The organism is Streptococcus sp. KR (assembly GCF_002238115.1).
Classification (GTDB): Bacteria; Bacillota; Bacilli; order Lactobacillales; family Streptococcaceae; genus Streptococcus.
This window is the reverse complement of sequence record NZ_NGVM01000009.1, coordinates 26,499-45,462: the sequence shown is the minus strand read 5'-3', so window position 1 is coordinate 45,462 and position 18,964 is coordinate 26,499. Positions and strand designations below refer to the sequence as shown.

Annotated in this window: 16 protein-coding genes and 2 pseudogenes; 17 read left to right on the top strand and 1 reads right to left on the bottom strand. The window is 42.0% G+C overall.

Features of this window, described 5'->3' with window-relative positions; genetic code table 11:
• The first annotated feature begins 69 nt into the window (after positions 1-69).
• From CBI42_RS05050 to alaS, 3 genes and pseudogenes are all read left to right on the top strand, one after another.
• Positions 70-309: pseudogene (locus tag CBI42_RS05050) on the top strand (hypothetical protein).
• A 274-nt stretch (positions 310-583) separates the two neighbouring features.
• Positions 584-1,069, top strand: coding sequence for an LURP-one-related/scramblase family protein (locus CBI42_RS05045; protein ID WP_020901514.1), 486 nt, complete (start codon positions 584-586; stop codon positions 1,067-1,069).
• 20 nt (positions 1,070-1,089) lie between these two features.
• Positions 1,090-3,708, top strand: a complete 2,619-nt coding sequence (alaS, locus tag CBI42_RS05040) for an alanine--tRNA ligase (RefSeq protein WP_094753406.1) — start codon at positions 1,090-1,092, stop codon at positions 3,706-3,708.
• A gap of 244 nt (positions 3,709-3,952) precedes the next feature.
• On the opposite strand, the gene CBI42_RS05030 is transcribed toward alaS, so the two are convergent.
• Positions 3,953-5,407 carry an alpha-amylase gene (locus tag CBI42_RS05030; protein WP_094753405.1) on the bottom strand — a complete coding sequence of 485 codons (1,455 nt, stop codon included), beginning with the start codon at positions 5,405-5,407 and terminating at the stop codon, positions 3,953-3,955.
• 177 nt (positions 5,408-5,584) lie between these two features.
• Here CBI42_RS05030 and CBI42_RS05025 point away from each other — a divergent pair, with 177 nt between their 5' ends.
• The 14 genes and pseudogenes from CBI42_RS05025 to CBI42_RS13530 form a co-directional block, all read left to right on the top strand.
• Positions 5,585-6,334, top strand: a complete 750-nt coding sequence (locus tag CBI42_RS05025; protein WP_094753404.1) for an ABC transporter ATP-binding protein — start codon at positions 5,585-5,587, stop codon at positions 6,332-6,334.
• Positions 6,315-7,943: a hypothetical protein gene (locus tag CBI42_RS05020; protein ID WP_094753403.1), complete on the top strand. Its 1,629-nt coding sequence runs from the start codon at positions 6,315-6,317 to the stop codon at positions 7,941-7,943. Before CBI42_RS05025 ends, CBI42_RS05020 begins: the two co-directional genes overlap by 20 nt.
• Positions 7,944-8,143: 200 nt before the next feature.
• Positions 8,144-9,307: a class I SAM-dependent rRNA methyltransferase gene (locus tag CBI42_RS05015; RefSeq protein ID WP_179211363.1), complete on the top strand. Its 1,164-nt coding sequence runs from the start codon at positions 8,144-8,146 to the stop codon at positions 9,305-9,307.
• Positions 9,304-9,981 (top strand): type I 3-dehydroquinate dehydratase, encoded by a 678-nt coding sequence (gene aroD / locus CBI42_RS05010; protein ID WP_042900899.1) that lies wholly within the window; start codon positions 9,304-9,306, stop codon positions 9,979-9,981. The genes CBI42_RS05015 and aroD overlap by 4 nt, the downstream gene beginning before the upstream one ends.
• On the top strand, positions 9,971-10,825 hold the full coding sequence (locus CBI42_RS05005; protein ID WP_094753401.1) for a shikimate dehydrogenase: 855 nt from the start codon (positions 9,971-9,973) through the stop codon (positions 10,823-10,825). Before aroD ends, CBI42_RS05005 begins: the two co-directional genes overlap by 11 nt.
• 18 nt (positions 10,826-10,843) lie before the next feature.
• Positions 10,844-11,911 carry a 3-dehydroquinate synthase gene (aroB, locus tag CBI42_RS05000; RefSeq protein WP_094753400.1) on the top strand — a complete coding sequence of 356 codons (1,068 nt, stop codon included), beginning with the start codon at positions 10,844-10,846 and terminating at the stop codon, positions 11,909-11,911.
• Between the two features lie 9 nt (positions 11,912-11,920).
• On the top strand, positions 11,921-13,087 hold the full coding sequence (gene aroC, locus CBI42_RS04995; protein WP_094753399.1) for a chorismate synthase: 1,167 nt from the start codon (positions 11,921-11,923) through the stop codon (positions 13,085-13,087).
• 9 nt (positions 13,088-13,096) lie between these two features.
• Entirely contained in the window at positions 13,097-14,200 is a 1,104-nt protein-coding gene (locus CBI42_RS04990; protein ID WP_094753398.1) for a prephenate dehydrogenase, read from the top strand.
• A 10-nt stretch (positions 14,201-14,210) separates the two neighbouring features.
• Complete coding sequence (locus CBI42_RS04985; RefSeq protein ID WP_042750972.1) at positions 14,211-14,549, top strand: YlbF/YmcA family competence regulator; 339 nt, start codon at positions 14,211-14,213, stop codon at positions 14,547-14,549.
• Between the two features lie 91 nt (positions 14,550-14,640).
• Positions 14,641-15,924: a 3-phosphoshikimate 1-carboxyvinyltransferase gene (aroA, locus tag CBI42_RS04980; RefSeq protein WP_094753397.1), complete on the top strand. Its 1,284-nt coding sequence runs from the start codon at positions 14,641-14,643 to the stop codon at positions 15,922-15,924.
• A complete protein-coding gene (locus CBI42_RS04975; RefSeq protein ID WP_049509534.1) occupies positions 15,917-16,393 on the top strand; it encodes a shikimate kinase in 477 nt (158 codons plus the stop codon). The genes aroA and CBI42_RS04975 overlap by 8 nt, the downstream gene beginning before the upstream one ends.
• Entirely contained in the window at positions 16,390-17,238 is an 849-nt protein-coding gene (pheA, locus tag CBI42_RS04970) for a prephenate dehydratase (protein WP_094753396.1), read from the top strand. Before CBI42_RS04975 ends, pheA begins: the two co-directional genes overlap by 4 nt.
• A complete protein-coding gene (locus tag CBI42_RS04965) occupies positions 17,235-18,545 on the top strand; it encodes an LCP family protein (protein WP_094753395.1) in 1,311 nt (436 codons plus the stop codon). The genes pheA and CBI42_RS04965 overlap by 4 nt, the downstream gene beginning before the upstream one ends.
• A 172-nt stretch (positions 18,546-18,717) precedes the next feature.
• Positions 18,718-18,945, top strand: a pseudogene (locus CBI42_RS13530) (IS1182 family transposase); the annotation flags it as partial.
• Positions 18,946-18,964 lie beyond the last annotated feature (19 nt).

The window sequence follows — 18,964 nt, the reverse complement described above, 5'->3', positions numbered from 1 at the left end:
TATGATAGTTGCTTATTTGCTTGCCTAGTAGTATACTAAGTTTAACATTACAGAAAGCGGTAACAAATAATGAAAGTGTCTACTTTTTTCAAAAAAAGTTTCTGGCCAACCTTCTTGACTGTTCAGCAAACTGTTATACTATTCTCTCTAAAGGATGGTTTGGATCGACAATACCTAACAACTGATTCCATACATTTGGTGATAGGGTTCTTTATATTTGCAAATATTTGAGTAGCTATATTTAGCAATTCGAAAACTTGGGATAAAAAGAAAAATGGCAGTAAGACAAAATATATCCAGAAAAAGTAATCGGAGATGTAGGGAATTGGTCTGATTCAATGGAGATGATTTCCAGTTGACGCAAGCTTAAAAAAACGTTATAATAAGAAAGTTGAGAATTGATTTTCAGTAGTCTTAGTCCAGAGAAATGGCGGTGCTGCGAGCCATCTAAGCTAGGAAGTCATGCTACTCAATCATACAATTGCATAAGAATAAGAGAATGACAAGTTCATTGAATGAAGGTGGTACCGCGGTTTTTCGCCCTTCGTGATATGAGCTTGTCTTTTGATTTTTGGAGGTGTTGATGAAAACATTTCTTGTCAAACAAAAGTTTCGTCTTGGAGGCGAACGCTTCGCTATCAAGGATGACAGGGGAGAAATCGCCTATCAGGTAGAGGGATCATTTTTTAAGATTCCTAAAACCATTACCATCTATGATGCTAATGGTGAACAGGTCAGTCGGATCAGTAAAGAAATCTTGACCTTGCTTCCTCGTTTTGAGATTCAGCTTCGGGATGGCTCGAGTTTTGTCATTCGTAAGAAGTTGACCTTCTGGCGAGATAAGTATGAGTTTGATAATCTGGGGCTTCGTATCGAGGGCAATATCTGGGATTTGAATTTCAAACTACTGGATGATCGCGATCAGTTGATCGCGGAAATCAGGAAAGAACTCTTCCATCTGACCTCTACTTATAACGTAACAGTCCTTGAGGACGCTTATGCAGACCTAGTCATTTCTCTCTGTGTCGCGATTGACTATGTGGAAATGCTGGAAAGCCAATCAAATTAAACAAGTAATAAGGAGACAATATGAAACAACTATCTAGTGCACAAGTACGCCAAATGTGGCTTGATTTCTGGGCGACCAAAGGTCACTCTGTAGAACCATCAGTCAGCTTGGTTCCTGTAAATGATCCAACACTTTTGTGGATTAATTCTGGGGTAGCAACCCTTAAGAAATACTTTGACGGGACTATTATCCCTGAAAATCCACGTATTACCAATGCCCAAAAGGCTATCCGTACCAACGATATTGAAAACGTAGGGAAGACTGCACGTCACCATACCATGTTTGAAATGTTGGGGAACTTCTCTATCGGGGATTACTTCCGTGACGAAGCTATCACTTGGGCTTATGAGCTTTTGACAAGCCCAGAATGGTTTGACTTCCCAGCTGAGAAACTTTACATGACCTACTATCCAGACGATAAAGATTCTTACAACCGCTGGATTGCAGTAGGAGTGGACCCAAGTCACTTGATTCCAATCGAGGACAACTTCTGGGAAATCGGTGCAGGACCTTCTGGACCTGATACAGAGATTTTCTTTGACCGTGGGGAAGCCTTTGACCCAGAAAATATTGGACTTCGCCTGCTTGCAGAAGATATTGAAAACGACCGTTACATCGAAATCTGGAACATCGTTTTGTCACAATTTAACGCAGATCCTGCTGTTCCTCGTAGCGAATACAAGGAATTGCCACACAAGAATATTGATACGGGCGCTGGTTTGGAGCGTTTGGTGGCCGTTATCCAAGGGGCTAAGACCAACTTTGAAACGGACCTCTTCATGCCAATCATTCGTGAAGTGGAGAAATTGTCTGGTAAGGTCTACGACCAAGATGGTGACAACATGAGCTTCAAGGTCATCGCTGACCACATCCGTTCATTGTCATTTGCCATCGGTGATGGTGCCCTTCCAGGAAATGAAGGTCGTGGTTACGTCCTTCGTCGTCTTCTCCGTCGTGCTTCTATGCATGGTCAAAAATTGGGAATCAACGAGCCTTTCCTTTACAAACTCGTTCCAACCGTTGGTAAAATCATGGAAAGCTACTACCCAGAAGTACTTGAAAAACGTGACTTTATCGAAAAAATCGTTAAGAGCGAAGAAGAGTCATTTGCGCGTACCCTTCACTCAGGTCAACACTTTGCCCAAGGCATTGTAGCTTACTTGAAAGAAAAAGGTCAATCTGTCATTGCTGGTTCAGATGTATTTAAACTTTATGACACTTATGGATTCCCAGTTGAATTGACTGAAGAAATCGCTGAAGAAGCTGGTATGACTGTGGACCGTGAAGGTTTTGAAGCAGCTATGAAAGAACAGCAAGAACGTGCGCGTGCCTCAGCTGTCAAGGGTGGCTCAATGGGGATGCAAAATGAAACCCTTCAAAACATCACTGTAGAAAGTGTCTTCAACTACAATGCTAGCCAATTATCTTCTAAATTGGTGGCTATCGTGGCTGACAATGCAGAAGTAGAAGCTGTTTCAGAAGGAACTGCCTCTCTGATCTTTGCGGAAACGCCATTCTATGCTGAAATGGGTGGACAGGTCGCTGACCACGGTCAAATCTTGGATGCTGCAGGAAACCTTGTAGCGACTGTAACGGATGTTCAAAAAGCACCAAATGGACAAGCTCTTCATACTGTTGAAGTCCTTGCACCGCTTGCTTTGAATCAAGAATATACGCTGGCAATCGATACCAATCGTCGTCACCGTGTCATGAAAAACCACACAGCGACTCACTTGCTTCACGCTGCCCTTCACAATATCCTTGGGAACCACGCAACACAAGCAGGATCTCTTAACGAAGTCGAATTCCTTCGCTTTGACTTTACCCACTTCCAAGCAGTAACTGCTGAAGAATTGCGTGCCATTGAACAGCAAGTCAACGAGAAAATCTGGGAAGCACTTGAAGTTAAGACAGTTGAAACAGATATTGACACTGCTAAGGAAATGGGAGCTATGGCTCTCTTTGGTGAGAAATACGGTAAAGAAGTTCGTGTTGTCACTATCGGTGACTACTCTATCGAGCTTTGTGGTGGTACCCACGTTGGGAACACTTCTGAGATTGGTCTCTTCAAGATTGTCAAAGAAGAAGGGATTGGATCAGGAACTCGCCGTATCTTGGCAGTGACTGGTAAGGAAGCCTTTGAAGCCTACCGTGAACAAGAAGACGCTCTTAAAGCTGTCGCAGCAACCTTGAAAGCACCTCAACTTAAAGAAGTGCCTCACAAGGTAGAAGGACTTCAAGAACAACTTCGTCAACTTCAAAAAGAAAATGCTGAGTTGAAAGAAAAAGCCGCAGCTGCAGCCGCAGGCGACATCTTCAAGGATGTTAAGGAAGTCAACGGTCACCGTTACATTGCTAGCCAAGTGTCTGTATCAGATGCCGGTGCCCTTCGTACCTTTGCGGACAACTGGAAACAAAAAGACTACTCTGACTTGCTTGTCCTAGTTGCTGCTATCGGTGACAAAGTCAATGTCCTTGTCGCAAGCAAGACAAAAGACCTTCATGCAGGAAACCTTGTCAAAGAATTAGCACCAATCGTCGATGGACGTGGTGGTGGTAAACCAGATATGGCCATGGCAGGAGGAAGCAACCAAGCTAAGATCCAAGAATTGTTGGATGCCGTAGCAGGTAAATTGTAATCAAGTAATACTCTTCGAAAATCTCTTCAAACAATGTCAGCTTCACCTTGCCGTATATATATGGTTACTGATTTCGTCAGTCTTATCTACAACCTCAAAGCAGTGCTTTGAGCAACCTGCGACTAGCTTCCTAGTTTGTTCTTTGATTTTCATTGAGTATAAAGATCTATCCATTTGGGTAGGTCTTTTTTGTGAATAGAAAAAAACCAAATCCGATTGGATCTGGTTTGAATATTATGAACTATTAAATAGTATTAGCTGCCCAGACACTTACCGAAGCAGCTGAGACTGGAAATTGTCCATAACCTTCCTCATCTATTGTAACTTGATCTTGATGGTTTCCAAGTAAATCTACAAAGGTTTGGTTAGCCCATTCTTGGCCGACAAACATTGACTTGCTGTTTTCTTGGTCATTTGAAATCAAGACTGCGATTGGGGATTGATTTTCAGCACCTGAGCGTACCCAACCAATACAGTTAGGATCATCAAAGTAGTCATTTTGTTCTCCATAAGCCAAATCTTTTCGGATAGCTAGGAGGCGGTCAAGGACTTCTTTGAAATCTTGCTGAGCATACTGTCCTGAAATACCATAGTAGTCTCCGTAAAAGACACATGGAAGGCCATCTTGGCGTAAGAGAATGAGGGTATAGGCTGCTGGCTTGAACCATTCTTCAACAGTTGACTCAAGAGCCTGACCACGTTGAGTATCGTGGTTGTCGACAAAGGTTACAGCCTTGTCAGGTTTGAGTTCAACCAAGCTATCTGTGAAAATACCACGAAGGTCATAGTTTGCGCCAGCTTGACTGGCTTCAAAGAGATTCTGGTGGAGACGAACATCAACAAGGTCGAATCGTTCTTCCGTTTTTTCAAGATAGTCTAGATTGGCTTCCTTGTCAGGATTCCAAAATTCACCAAAAACATAGAAATCCTCACCGTATTTTTCCTTCATATCACGGATAAAATTGCTCATGAAGAAAGAGTCAATGTGTTTAACGGCATCCAAGCGGAAACCAGCTACACCAGTCGTTTCCATGAACCAGTCAGCCCAGTCATAGATATTTTGGATGACTTCAGGATGTTTAAAGTCTAGGTCGGCATACATGAGGTAGTCGTAGTTTCCGTTTTCGTTATCGACCAATTCCTCATTTGCCCAACCCTTGTTGTCTCCTTGAATCAGATAAATGCCAGACTTTCGGCGTTTGGCATCGTAGTCTGTACCGGTGAAGTGGTACCAGTGCCAGTGGAAGTCATTGTAGGTATCTTGGCGACCATCGAAGGTAAAGCTAGTCCAGCCATTGATGGTGAAGGGTTCACCAAGTTCAACTGTACGGTCTACAGGATCCACTTCAATAACCTGAAAGGCTTCCATGTGATCAGCAGCAGCCTTGTGATTGAGCACCACATCGGCCATAGGTTGAATTCCCTGTGCTTTTAGAGCTTGAATGGCTTGAAGATAGTCTTCTTTGAAACCATACTTGGTGCGGACAGTCCCTTTTTGGTTGAACTCTCCAAGGTCAAATAAGTCATAGACACCATAGCCGACATCTTTTTCATTGGTAGCCTTGAAAGCTGGTGGCATCCAGACATGACTGATACCGAGATCAGCTAGGTGTTGAGCATCTTCAGCCAGACGTGTCCAGTGCTGGCCGTCATGGGGCAGATACCATTCAAAGTATTGCATGAGTGTTTGATTTTGCATGATGTTTCCTCTTACTTGTCAATCTTGTTCTTTATTCTATCATAAAGTATCGGTTAGCTCAAACGTTTGCGTAAAACTGAATAATAAGTTTTTGACTATTTTATATAAAATGTTGATTTTTAAAATGAAAGCGCTATAATTATAGTAAATTACATAGATAAAGAGAGGAGATTTCTCATGATTGAATTTCAAAATGTTAGTAAGTTGTATGGTGATAAAGAGGCCTTGAGCAATCTCAATCTGCAGATTGACAATGGGGAGATTATGGGTTTGATTGGCCATAATGGGGCTGGAAAATCGACCACTATAAAATCTTTAGTCAGTATCATTTCGCCCAGCAGTGGTCGTATTTTGGTAGACGGTCAGGAGTTATCGGAAAATCGCTTGGCTATTAAACGAAAGATTGGCTACGTAGCAGACTCGCCTGACTTATTTTTGCGTTTAACAGCCAATGAATTTTGGGAATTGATCGCCTCATCCTATGATCTGACTAGCTCTGACTTGGAGGCTAGTCTAGCTAGGCTATTGAACGTTTTTGATTTTGCTGAAAACCGCTATCAGGTTATTGAAACCCTTTCTCACGGAATGCGTCAGAAAGTCTTTGTCATCGGAGCACTCTTGTCCGATCCCGATATTTGGGTCTTGGACGAACCCTTGACAGGTTTGGATCCCCAGGCTGCCTTTGATTTGAAGCAGATGATGAAGGAACATGCACAAAAAGGCAAGACGGTCTTGTTTTCAACCCATGTCCTAGAGGTGGCAGAGCAAGTCTGTGATCGGATTGCCATTTTGAAAAAGGGACATTTGATTTATTGTGGTAGCGTGGAGGACTTGAGAAAAGACCATCCAGACCAGTCTTTGGAAAGTATCTACCTTAACCTTGCTGGTAGAAAAGAGGAGGTTTCAGATGCGTCTAAAGGTCATTAAAAAATTAGTTGATATCAATATCCTCTATTCATCTCAAGAAGCTAATCTGGCTAACCTACGAAAGAAGCAAGCTAAGAATCCTGATAAAAAAGTTGATGTGTCAGGGAAATTATTGCGTTCTTATCTTGTATCTAGCCTGTTGCTACTCCTCTTATTTTCGAATCTAGTTTTTCGTTATCCTTTTGAGGAGGTTCCCAGTCTATTTAGTAATATGGTTGCTATTTTTTTAGTTATTGTCTTTTCTAATAGTTTAACAGCCTTTTACAATGTTTTTTATGAGAGTAAGGACTTGGCTTCTTATAGTCCTTATGCCTTTAAAGAATCAGAAATTATGCTTGCAAAAGGAATATCTGTTCTTTTGCCGTCTTTAGTTGGACTTGTCCCTATCTTAGCTTATTTTCTGGTTCTTTATCTTCGATTAGCTCCTTCTCTTTGGTTGGGGTTACCTTTGATGTTGCTGTCCTTAGCTTTATTATTTGTCTCAGTTGGTCTAGGGATGGTCTTGGCAGTCCATTTTTTGGCCCAGACAGCATTTTTCAGACAGCACCAGTCTCTTTTATCTAATGTCATGATTGGTCTAGGGCTATTATTCCCTATGATACTGGTTTTCTATTCAAATTCAGGAGCTAGTATAGAGACAGTTAGAGAAGTCCCAACACTCTTTTATCCTCTTCATATCTTTTATAAAATAGCAGTAGAGCCTTTTTCTCTTGAATCCATCTTTGGATTACTTGCTTGGATAACAGCAACTGTTTTGCTATTTTATCTAACAAAAAAGAAGGTTGTTCCTCAATTTTATCAAGTTGTTATGACCAACAGCGAAGAAAAAATCAGAAAAGAGCGTCGTAGCAAACAAAGCATTTCCATAACTAAAAAAGGTTTTTTCAGTATGGTGTTACGCTACAACCTCTCCCTCTTGGGACAGGGGACTAGCTTGGTGACAGTGCTTTTTACAAGTACTTTCCTGCCTTATTTCTTTATGATAGGCTTAATATTTAAGATTAGGGACTCACAGCTTGTTCCAGAAATAACTGCCGAATACTGGTTGCCCTTGTTTTTTGTGGGAGTGTTTATAGCAGTTTTAAATAACAATATCACAAGTCTATCTTCAATCGGGTTATCTCTGGAGAGGGAAAATTTTGATTTTCTCAAGAGTTTGCCTTTTGATTTTGCTCGTTATGTGAAAGTGAAGTTTTGGATTATATTTGCAGTTCAGTCCCTCTTACCTATTTTGACTTTACTTGGTCTTTCCCTTTATTTAGGATTGCCCATTCTTTCGATGATTTACCTTCTTGTGGCATGGTTCCTTGCTAGTGTCATCCTTTCTTGTCATCATTATTTTAAGGATGTGAAAAATCTGTCAACCAATTGGAGTAGTATTACAGACTTGGTGAATCGTTCAAATGGTATAGTCGCAATAGTTTTATTGTTTATATATAGTGCAATCCTAATGGCCCTTGTAATTGGGAGCTTATTCTTGGTTCAGTCTCTATCTCTTGTCCTTGCAATTAGTTTAGGACTTGTAAGTTTTATACTTCTGCTTGGCCTTAGCATTTTTAGCTACCATTATTATTTTAGACGTATAGTGGAACAACTAGATAGGATGTAACTTTTGTCACAAGGCAATGCTTTATTGAAAACATGCTCTTTCAGATGAAAGAGCATATTTTTTTCTTAGGATAATGAAAATGAAGGAGTGTATTTCCGAAAGTCATACTTCTAGAATGATGTCTAATATTTTAAATCTGTAAAAAGCTAAGAAAAGTTTCTGTTTTGTGAATTGTCTAAAAATTTGATATAATAGTAGCTATGAATAGAGTAAGAGTTAGCAGAAGAGTTGAAAAAAAGCTTGCTAAGGGCCTAGTTCTTTTGGAAGCAAGTGATCTTGCAGATATCGACCTGATGGATCAAGCAGTCCAAGTTTTGAATCAAGATGGGAAGTATCTTGGTAGCGCCTATCTCTCTCAACAAAACAAGGGAATCGGTTGGTTTATCAGCAAGGAGAAGGTCGACTTTACGCAGTCATTCTTTGAAAGTCTTTTTAAACAAGCTAAAGAAAAAAGAAGTGCCTACTATCAAGATGAATGCACAACAGCCTTTCGCTTATTTAATCAAGAGGGAGATGGCTTTGGTGGATTTACTATTGACCTATATGGTGACTATGCTGTCTTTTCTTGGTATAACTCTTATGTTTATCAGATTCGCAAGGTTATCTCAGAAGCTTTTAGACAGGTTTTTCCTGAGGTTTTAGGGGTTTATGAGAAGATTCGCTTTAAGGGTTTGGACTATGAGTCTGCCCACCTTTATGGGCAAGAAGCTCCAGAGTTTTTTACCGTTCTTGAAAATAGCGTTGCTTATCAAGTCTTTATGAATGACGGCTTGATGACAGGGATTTTCTTAGACCAACATGAGGTTCGAGGTAGTCTAGTTGATGGCTTGGCTATGGGTAAATCCTTGCTCAATATGTTTTCCTACACAGCAGCCTTTTCAGTAGCTGCGGCCATGGGAGGAGCTAGCCAGACAACTTCTGTTGACCTAGCCAAACGTTCTCGAGAATTGTCAGAAGCGCATTTTCAGGCAAATGGAATCAGCACAGATGACCACCGTTTTATCGTCATGGATGTCTTTGAGTATTTCAAGTATGCCAAACGAAAAGGTTTGACCTACGATGTGATTGTCCTAGATCCACCTAGTTTTGCCCGTAATAAAAAACAAACCTTCTCTGTAGCCAAGGATTATCACAAATTGATTTCCCAAAGTTTAGAGATTTTAAATCCGGGAGGCATGATCATTGCCAGTACCAATGCTGCCAATGTTTCCCGTCAGAAATTTACAGAACAAATTGATAAAGGCTTTGCAGGAAGAAGTTACCAGATTTTAAACAAATACGGTCTTCCAGCAGATTTTGCCTATAATAAAAAAGATGAAAGTAGTAATTACCTCAAGGTGATTAGTATGAAGGTTAGTAAATGAAATTAATCGTTTCAGTAATGCCAAGAAGTTTAGAGGAAGCCCAGGCTCTGGATGCCACGAGGTATCTGGATGCCGACATCATTGAATGGCGTGCCGACTATCTGCCTAAAGAAGCGATTTTGCAGGTGGCTCCAGCTATTTTTGAAAAATTCGCAGGCCGTGAATTGGTTTTCACGCTGCGAACTCGCGCTGAAGGGGGAGAAATCGACCTTTCTCCAGAAGAATATATCCATCTAATCAAGGAAGTGGCGCAACTCTATCAACCAGACTATATTGATTTTGAGTACTACAGCTACAAGGATGTCTTTGAGGAAATGCTGGACTTCCCAAATCTCGTTTTGAGTTACCACAATTTCCAAGAAACACCTGAAAATATGATGGAAATCTTGTCAGAGTTGACGAGCCTAAATCCAAAACTTGTTAAGGTTGCGGTGATGGCTCACACAGAGCAGGATGTCTTAGACTTGATGAACTATACACGAGGATTTAAAACCCTCAATCCTGAACAGGAATATGTGACCATTTCTATGGGCAAGGTGGGTAAGGTCTCTCGTATCACTGCGGATGTGACTGGTTCTAGCTGGTCCTTTGCTAGCCTAGATGAGGCCAGTGCCCCAGGTCAGATTTCCCTAGCTAACATGAAAAAAATCAGGGAGATTTTGGATGAAGCTTGATGGCTATACACGTTTAGCAGCAGTTGTTGCCAATCCTATTAAGCATTCTATTTCCCCCTTCATCCACAATAGGGCCTTTGAGGCTACAGCTACCAACGGTGTTTATGTGGCTTGGGAGATTGATGCAGCTGACTTGGCAGAAACAGTGGCCAATATTCGCCGCTACCAGATGTTTGGAATTAACCTTTCTATGCCCTATAAGGAGCAAGTGATTCCTTATTTGGATGGGCTGAGCGATGAAGCGCGCTTGATCGGTGCGGTTAATACGGTTGTCAATGAGAATGGCAATTTAATTGGATATAATACAGATGGCAAGGGATTTTTTAAGAGCTTGCCTTCTTTTACAATTACAGGTAAAAAGATGATCCTGCTGGGTGCAGGTGGTGCGGCCAAATCAATCTTGGCACAGGCTATTTTGTATAGCGTCAGTCAGATTTCTGTCTTTGTTCGTTCAGTTTCTATTGAAAAAACAAGACCTTACCTGACCAAGTTACAGGAGCAGACAGGCTTTAAAGTTGACTTGTATGCTTTAGAAGATGTTCCTGAACTGCAAGCAAGGATTACTGAGTCGGATTTGCTGGTCAATGCGACCAGTGTGGGAATGGATGGTCAATCATCCCCAGTTCCTGAAAGCATCAATTTGCCAGAAACTATCTTGGTGGCAGATATTATTTACCAACCCTTTGAAACACCATTTTTAAAATGGGCTAGAAGTCAGGGCAATCCAGCGATCAATGGTCTGGGAATGTTGCTCTATCAAGCTGCAGAAGCCTTTCAACTGTGGACAGGAAAGGAAATGCCAACAGAAGAAATTTGGCAGTCCTTAACAGAAAAATACCAATAAAGAAAAGGAGAATCTCCTATGAAAATCAGAATCGATATTCCGCATCATCCTTATGATATTCAGATTGAGAAAGGCTGTCTGGCTCAGGCTGGCCAATGGTTGCGAGAACTCTGGCAACCGCAAAAAGTGGTTATTGTAACAGACAACCATGTAGCCTCTCTTTATGCTGAGAAGGTCAAACTCAGTCTAGAAGATGCTGGTTTTCAAGTTGCTGTATTTGACTTTTTAGAAGGCGAAGAACGAAAAAATCTGACTACTGTGCAGAAAGTTTATGAATTTTTAGTCAAGCAGGGTCTAACTCGTAGCGATGGAATCGTGGCTCTCGGAGGTGGTGTCGTTGGGGACCTGGCTGGTTTTGCAGCCTCTACCTATATGAGGGGAATTCATTTTGTTCAGATTCCGACCAGCTTGACAGCCCAGGTGGATTCTTCTATCGGTGGAAAGACAGGTGTTAACACTCCGTTTGCTAAAAATATGGTGGGGACTTTTGCCCAACCAGATGGAGTTTTGATTGATCCGCTTGTCCTTGAAACCTTGGGGGAAAGAGAGTTGATTGAAGGAATGGGTGAGGTTATTAAGTATGGCTTGATTGAGGATGTAGAACTCTGGAATCTCTTGACGGAGATGGACGGTTCTGTTTCGGGCATTTTGGAATATGCAGAGACCTTGATTGAGCGCTCTTGCCAGGTTAAGCGTAAGATGGTGGTTGAGGATGAGTTGGACAATGGTGTGCGACTTTATCTTAACTTTGGTCATACCATTGGCCATGCTATTGAAGCAACAGCTGGGTATGGCAAGGTCATGCACGGTGAGGCTGTGGCTATTGGAATGGTACAAATTTCCAAGGTTGCAGAGGAAAAAGGCCTCATGCCAGCTGGAATAACCCAATCCATTACAACCATGTGCCAGAAGTTCGGTTTGCCTGTCGCTTATGAAAATTGGGACATAGACAAGCTCTATCAAGCCCTAACTCACGATAAGAAGGCACGAGGCAATACCTTGAAAGTTGTTTTGGTACCGGAGCTCGGCTCAGCAGCTATTCATCCAGTTTCCTTTGAAGAGATGAAAGACTATTTGGTGAAATAAGGAGATTCTATGAGATATTTGACAGCAGGAGAATCACACGGTCCCCGTCTGACGGCTATCATTGAAGGAATTCCAGCAGGACTTCCTTTGACAGCAGAGGACATCAATGAGGATTTGAAACGTCGTCAGGGTGGATACGGCCGCGGTGGTCGTATGAAGATTGAGAGCGACCAAGTTATCTTTACTTCGGGTGTTCGCCATGGGAAGACTACTGGGGCTCCTATTACCATGGATGTCGTCAATAAGGACCATCAGAAATGGCTGGATATCATGTCTGCGGAGGACATTGAAGACCGCCTTAAAAGCAAACGAAAAATCACCCATCCTCGCCCAGGACATGCCGATTTGGTTGGGGGCATCAAGTACCGTTTTGATGATTTGCGTAATTCCTTGGAGCGTTCATCAGCTCGTGAAACCACCATGCGGGTGGCAGTTGGGGCAGTAGCCAAACGCCTCTTGGCTGAGCTGGATATGGAAATTGCCAACCATGTCGTGGTCTTTGGTGGCAAGGAAATCGATGTTCCTGAGAATCTCACAGTTACTGAGATTAAGGAAAGAGCTGCCCAGTCTGAAGTTTCTATTGTCAACCAAGAAAGAGAACAGGAAATCAAGGATTATATTGACCAAATCAAACGTGACGGTGATACCATCGGTGGGGTTGTGGAGACAGTTGTTGGAGGTGTTCCAGTTGGTCTTGGTTCCTATGTCCAATGGGACAGAAAATTGGATGCAAGATTGGCCCAAGCAGTTGTCTCTATCAATGCCTTTAAAGGGGTGGAATTTGGTCTTGGCTTTGAAGCTGGTTATCGTAAAGGAAGCCAAGTTATGGATGAAATTCTTTGGTCTAAAGAAGATGGCTATACTCGCCGTACCAACAATCTTGGCGGCTTTGAAGGTGGTATGACTAATGGGCAACCGATTGTTGTTCGTGGTGTCATGAAGCCCATTCCTACTCTCTACAAACCACTTATGAGTGTGGATATCGAAACCCATGAACCCTACAAGGCAACTGTGGAGAGAAGTGATCCGACTGCTCTTCCAGCAGCCGGTGTGGTCATGGAAGCCGTTGTGGCAACGGTTCTGGTACAAGAAATTCTTGAAAAATTCTCATCAGACAATCTAGAGGAATTAAAAGAAGCGGTAGCTAAATATCGAGACTATACAAAGAACTATTAAGGAGTTCCTATGGCAAGAACAGTCTATATCGCAGGTCTTGGATTGATTGGAGCCTCTATGGCCCTAGGTATCAAACGCGATCATCCAGATTATGAAATTTTAGGTTATAATCGCAGTCAAGCTTCGAGAGATATTGCCTTGAAAGAAGGCATGATTGACCGTGCAACGGATGATTTTGCTAGTTTTGCTCCTTTGGCAGATGTCATCATCCTCAGCTTGCCAATCAAACAAACCATTGCTTTCATTAAGGAGTTGGCCAACTTGGACTTGAAAGAAGGAGTGATTATTTCAGATGCTGGTTCAACCAAGTCAGCCATTGTGGATGCAGCGGAGCAGTATTTGGCTGGCAAACCTGTTCACTTTGTCGGGGCCCATCCCATGGCTGGTAGTCACAAGACAGGGGCTGCTTCGGCAGATGTCAATCTTTTTGAAAATGCCTATTATATCTTTACACCTTCGAGTCTGACAGGTCAGGACACTCTTGCGGAAATGAGGGACTTGCTTTCAGGTCTTCACGCTCGCTTTATCGAGATTGATGCCAAGGAGCATGACCGAGTCACTTCTCAGATCAGCCATTTTCCTCATATTCTGGCTTCCAGTCTCATGGAACAGACCGCGGTTTATGCTCAAGAACATGAAATGGCAAGGCGCTTTGCGGCTGGTGGTTTCCGAGATATGACTCGGATTGCGGAAAGTGAGCCAGGGATGTGGACCTCCATTCTCTTGTCCAATCGTGAGACTATCCTAGAGCGGATTGAGGATTTTAAGGAACGGTTGGATGAGGTTGGTCAGGCTATCAGCAAGGGAGATGAGGAGCAAATCTGGAATTTTTTCAACCAAGCGCGTGAGCAACGTCAGGCTATGGAAATCCATAAGCGTGGTGGAGTAGACAGTTCTTACGACCTCTATGTTGACGTTCCCGATGAAGAAGATGTCATCCTGAGGATTTTGGAATTACTACGTGGAACTTCCTTGGTCAATATTCATATTAACGAGGAAAACCGTGAAGATATTCACGGAATTCTACAAATTTCATTTAAAAACGCTCAAGATTTAGAACGAGCTGAGCACCTCATAACAGAAAACACCGACTACACAGTCGTTATCAAATAAGGAGAAAATTATGTCAAATATTTACGATAGTGCAAATGAACTTAGTCGCGGTCTACGCGAATTACCAGAATACAAGGCTGTCAAAGCAGCTAAAGATGCGATTGCAGCAGATGCTGAGGCAAGTAAAATCTTTACAGAATATGTTGCCTTCCAAGAGGAAATTCAAAGACTAGCGCAGACAGGTCAAATACCAGACGCTTCCTTTCAAGCGAAAATGGAAGGCTTTGGCAAGCAGATTCAAGGAAATAGCCTCTTGTCAGAATTCTTTACCAAGCAACAACAATTGGCTATTTATCTTTCTGACATTGAAAAAATTGTTTTCGAACCAGTTTCAGAATTGCTAAAATAAGAAAATAACTATCATAAAGTCAGAAATTTTTAAGGAATTTCTGGCTTTTTATGATAAAATAAGTAAAAGTATTGCAAGTATGAGGTCCAGTATGAAACTAAAAATAAACATTAGCCACTTACACGGCAGTATCCGAGTTCCAGGTGACAAGTCTATTAGTCATCGTTCCATTATCTTTGGCAGTTTGGCTGAGGGTGAGACCAAGGTTTATGATATATTACGTGGCGAAGACGTTCTTTCGACCATGCAGGTTTTTCGTGACCTTGGTGTTGAAATTGAGGACAAAGATGGGGTTATTACTATTCAAGGTGTAGGCATGGATGGCTTAAAAGCGCCGCAAAATGCCCTTGATATGGGAAATTCTGGAACTTCGATTCGCCTGATTTCAGGTGTCCTTGCTGGTGCAGACTTTGAAGTAGAAATGTTTGGAGATGACAGTCTTTCCAAACGTCCTATGGATCGTGTGACGATTCCACTGAAAAAAATGGGCGTTAGTATTTCAGGGCAAACTGAACGAGACCTGCCTCCCCTTCATTTAAAAGGGACAAAAAACCTAAGACATATTCAGTATGAGTTGCCAATTGCCTCTGCCCAAGTCAAGTCCGCCTTGATCTTTGCGGCCTTGCAGGTTCAGGGGGAGTCTGTTATTATCGAAAAAGAGTGCACTCGTAATCATACTGAAGATATGTTGCAACAATTTGGTGGTCATTTAAGTGTGGATGGCAAGAAAATCACAGTCCAAGGACCGCAAAAATTGACAGGACAAAAGGTGGTTGTTCCAGGAGATATTTCCAGTGCAGCCTTTTGGCTAGTCGCAGGTTTGATTGTTCCAAATTCTCGTGTGGTGCTTAAAAATGTGGGCATCAACGAAACGCGTACTGGTATCATTGATGTCATTCGCGCCATGGGTGGAAAATTAGAAGTTACTGAAATTGACCCAGTCGCTAAATCTGCTACTTTGACTGTTGAGTCTTCTGACTTGAAAGGAACAGAGATTGGTGGCGCTTTGATTCCACGCTTGATTGATGAATTGCCAGTTATCGCTCTGCTTGCGACTCAAGCCCAAGGTGTAACAGTTATCAAGGATGCTGAGGAGCTCAAGGTTAAGGAAACAGACCGCATTCAGGTTGTGGCAGACGCTTTAAATAGCATGGGTGCGGATATCACACCTACAGCAGATGGAATGATTATCAAAGGGAAATCAGCCCTTCACGGTGCTAGAGTCAATACATTTGGAGATCACCGTATCGGTATGATGACAGCCATCGCAGCCCTCTTGGTTGCAGATGGAGAGGTGAAGCTTGATCGTGCAGAAGCCATCAATACCAGCTACCCTAGCTTCTTTGATGATTTGGAGAGCTTGATTCATGGCTAAGGTGTTATTAGGCTTTATGGGGGCTGGTAAATCGACTATTGCAAGAGGCTTGGACCCTAATTACCTTGATATGGATGCCCTGATTGAGAAACGCTTAGGTATGTCCATTGCGGAATTTTTCGTGGAAAAGGGAGAAGAAGCCTTTCGTCAGATAGAATCAGAAGTCCTAGCTGATTTACTACAAAGAGACCAAGTTGTGTCAACTGGTGGAGGAGTGGTCGTTTCTCAGCGAAATCGTGACTTACTAAAGACAAATTCTGATAATATCTACCTGAAAGCTGATTTTGACACCCTCTACCAACGCATATCAGCTGATAAAGACAATCAGCGCCCGCTTTTTCTAAATAATAGCAAGGAAGAATTAGCAGCTATTTTCCAAGAAAGACAGACTTGGTATGAGGAAGTTGCCAGTCGGGTTTTGGATGTGACCAAGCTAAGCCCAGAGGAAATTATAGAGGAACTGAGATGAAAATTGCTTATCTAGGTCCCAAGGGATCATTTTCACACCACGTTGTGCAGACAGCTTTTCCTCAGGAGGAATTGCAAGCCTTTGCCAATATTACAGATGTTATCAAGGCCTATGAGCAAGGCTTGGTGGACTATTCTGTGGTGCCAGTTGAAAATTCTATCGAAGGTAGTGTTCATGAAACCTTGGACTACCTTTTTCATCAGGCTCGCATTCAAGCAGTTGCAGAAATCGTTCAGCCTATTCATCAGCAGTTGATGGTGGTTCCAGGCCATACTAAGATTGAAAAGATTTTTTCACATCCACAGGCTTTGGCTCAAGGAAAGAAATTCATCGATGAACAATATCCAGATGCCCAAATCGAGGTAACAGCTAGTACAGCCTATGCGGCCCGCTTTATTTCCGAACATCCAGACCAGCCTTTTGCGGCAATTGCACCTAGAAGTTCTGCCGAAGAATATGGCTTGGAACTGATTGCCGAGGATATTCAGGAAATGGAAGCCAATTTCACACGTTTCTGGGTTTTGGGAGCTGAAGGTGCAACCATTCCCTTGCAAGCACAAACTGAGAAAATGAGTTTGGCCTTGACCTTACCGGACAACCTTCCAGGTGCACTTTATAAGGCCCTGTCGACCTTTGCTTGGAGAGGAATTGACCTGACAAAAATTGAAAGTCGGCCACTCAAGACAGCGCTGGGAGAATACTTTTTCATTATTGATGTGGACTATGCTGATAAGGACTTGGTCCACTTTGCCCAAAAAGAATTAGAAGCGATTGGAATCCAGTATAAAGTTCTGGGTGCCTATCCCATTTATCCAATATCAGACCATGGAAAGGAGAGAAGATGAGTAAAGAAAATCCCTTAAGCCATCACGAGCAGTTGCGTTATGACTATCTTTTTAAGAACATTCATTACCTCAATGAGCGAGAGAAAAAAGAGTTTGCATACCTGCAAGGTAAGTTAAATATGGCTAGCAGTAGTAAAGCTTCTCCAGAAATTTATAATGAAAATCACGATATGGAAGAGTCTTTCAGGGAACCAGTCAATCAGTCTCCTCTTCCATCCTATGGTAACCGAAGTCGTGCAAAAAAATACCAGAAAACTCATTCTCATCCAAAGGTTAAGTCCAAAAAACGTAAGATTCGTTGGGGGCGCATTTTTGCAGGATTGCTTGCTCTTCTAGCCTGTGTCGGTTTTGGCATGATTTTTATGTTCCTAAAAGGATATTCAAATGCGGATCCAAATAAACCTGCCAATGCTAAGGCAGCTCAAGTAGAAGTTTTTCATGGTCAAGATACCAAGGATGGGGTCAATATTTTGATTATGGGGACGGATGGACGGATTGGCCAAAATAGTGCTGAAACAAGAACGGACTCTATTATGGTCTTAAACGTTGGTGGCTCAGATAAGAAAATCAAGCTGGTTAGCTTCATGCGTGATAACTTAGTTTATATTGATGGATATAGTAAGATTATCAATGGAAAGAAACAAACAGATAACAAGTTAAATGTAGCCTATGAACTAGGGGAACAAGAAGGCCAAAAAGGGGCAGAAATGGTTCGCCAAGTATTGAAAGATAATTTTGACTTGGACATTAAGTACTATGCCTTGGTTGATTTTCAGGCCTTTGCAACCGCTATTGACACTCTCTTCCCTGACGGGGTGACGATTGATGCCAAATTCTCAACCTTAGAAGGTCAACCTTTAACCGAAGCTACGGTGGGAGATGACTTGCATGCTACAGAAACAGAGTCTCCAACCCAAACCATCAAAGTCGGAAAACAACAGATGAATGGTTCAACCTTGCTCAATTATGCTCGCTTCCGTGATGATGATGAAGGTGATTACGGTCGTACCAAGAGACAACAGCAAGTGCTGACAGCTGTTCTGCAGCAACTCAAGGATCCAACTAAACTTTTTACTGGATCAGAAGCACTTGGTAAGGTCTTTGGGATGACCTCTACGAATGTTCCCTATAGTTTCTTATTGACAAATGGTTTATCCTTCCTAGATGGAGCGCAAAATGGCATTGAGAGATTAACGGTTCCAGAACTAGGTGATTGGGTAGATGATTATGATGTTTATGGAGGACAGGCACTCTTAGTAGACCAAAATAAATATCAAACTAAACTTTCTCAAATGGGAATGAGATAAGATAAGACAAAATTCCAAATAAAAAACTATACTTTAAATATAAAATAACGATCCTTGGACAATAGTCCCTTATCTCCAAAAAAAGCAACGGATTTGCCGTTGCTTTTTTACATGGTTGCGATAGTCTTTGTAAAATAGAATTGCTTAATAAACCATTTAGAAAGTCTATCCCATGCCTATTCACTATAACACAAATCAAACAACTATACCACTAGAAATCAGTTCTTTCTTACCACAAGATCATCTTGTCTTTACTATTGAAAAAGTGGTGAATACCTTGGAAGATTGTCACTTCGACGCCTTCTATCATGCCTTTGGTCAGCCATCTTATCACCCTAAAATGCTTGTATCTACTCTTTTATTTTCCTATTTACAAGAGATTTTCTCTGGTCAAGAAATTGCTAATGAAGAGTATACAA

Bases quoted from the DNA above. Each gene is read 5' to 3' on its own strand.
- CBI42_RS05045 (WP_020901514.1), top strand. From the start codon at position 584: ATGAAAACATTTCTTGTCAAACAAAAGTTTCGTCTTGGAGGCGAACGC.
- alaS (WP_094753406.1), top strand. From the start codon at position 1,090: ATGAAACAACTATCTAGTGCACAAGTACGCCAAATGTGGCTTGATTTC.
- CBI42_RS05030 (WP_094753405.1), bottom strand. From the start codon at position 5,407: ATGCAAAATCAAACACTCATGCAATACTTTGAATGGTATCTGCCCCAT.
- CBI42_RS05025 (WP_094753404.1), top strand. From the start codon at position 5,585: ATGATTGAATTTCAAAATGTTAGTAAGTTGTATGGTGATAAAGAGGCC.
- CBI42_RS05020 (WP_094753403.1), top strand. From the start codon at position 6,315: ATGCGTCTAAAGGTCATTAAAAAATTAGTTGATATCAATATCCTCTAT.
- CBI42_RS05015 (WP_179211363.1), top strand. From the start codon at position 8,144: ATGAATAGAGTAAGAGTTAGCAGAAGAGTTGAAAAAAAGCTTGCTAAG.
- aroD (WP_042900899.1), top strand. From the start codon at position 9,304: ATGAAATTAATCGTTTCAGTAATGCCAAGAAGTTTAGAGGAAGCCCAG.
- CBI42_RS05005 (WP_094753401.1), top strand. From the start codon at position 9,971: ATGAAGCTTGATGGCTATACACGTTTAGCAGCAGTTGTTGCCAATCCT.
- aroB (WP_094753400.1), top strand. From the start codon at position 10,844: ATGAAAATCAGAATCGATATTCCGCATCATCCTTATGATATTCAGATT.
- aroC (WP_094753399.1), top strand. From the start codon at position 11,921: ATGAGATATTTGACAGCAGGAGAATCACACGGTCCCCGTCTGACGGCT.
- CBI42_RS04990 (WP_094753398.1), top strand. From the start codon at position 13,097: ATGGCAAGAACAGTCTATATCGCAGGTCTTGGATTGATTGGAGCCTCT.
- CBI42_RS04985 (WP_042750972.1), top strand. From the start codon at position 14,211: ATGTCAAATATTTACGATAGTGCAAATGAACTTAGTCGCGGTCTACGC.
- aroA (WP_094753397.1), top strand. From the start codon at position 14,641: ATGAAACTAAAAATAAACATTAGCCACTTACACGGCAGTATCCGAGTT.
- CBI42_RS04975 (WP_049509534.1), top strand. From the start codon at position 15,917: ATGGCTAAGGTGTTATTAGGCTTTATGGGGGCTGGTAAATCGACTATT.
- pheA (WP_094753396.1), top strand. From the start codon at position 16,390: ATGAAAATTGCTTATCTAGGTCCCAAGGGATCATTTTCACACCACGTT.
- CBI42_RS04965 (WP_094753395.1), top strand. From the start codon at position 17,235: ATGAGTAAAGAAAATCCCTTAAGCCATCACGAGCAGTTGCGTTATGAC.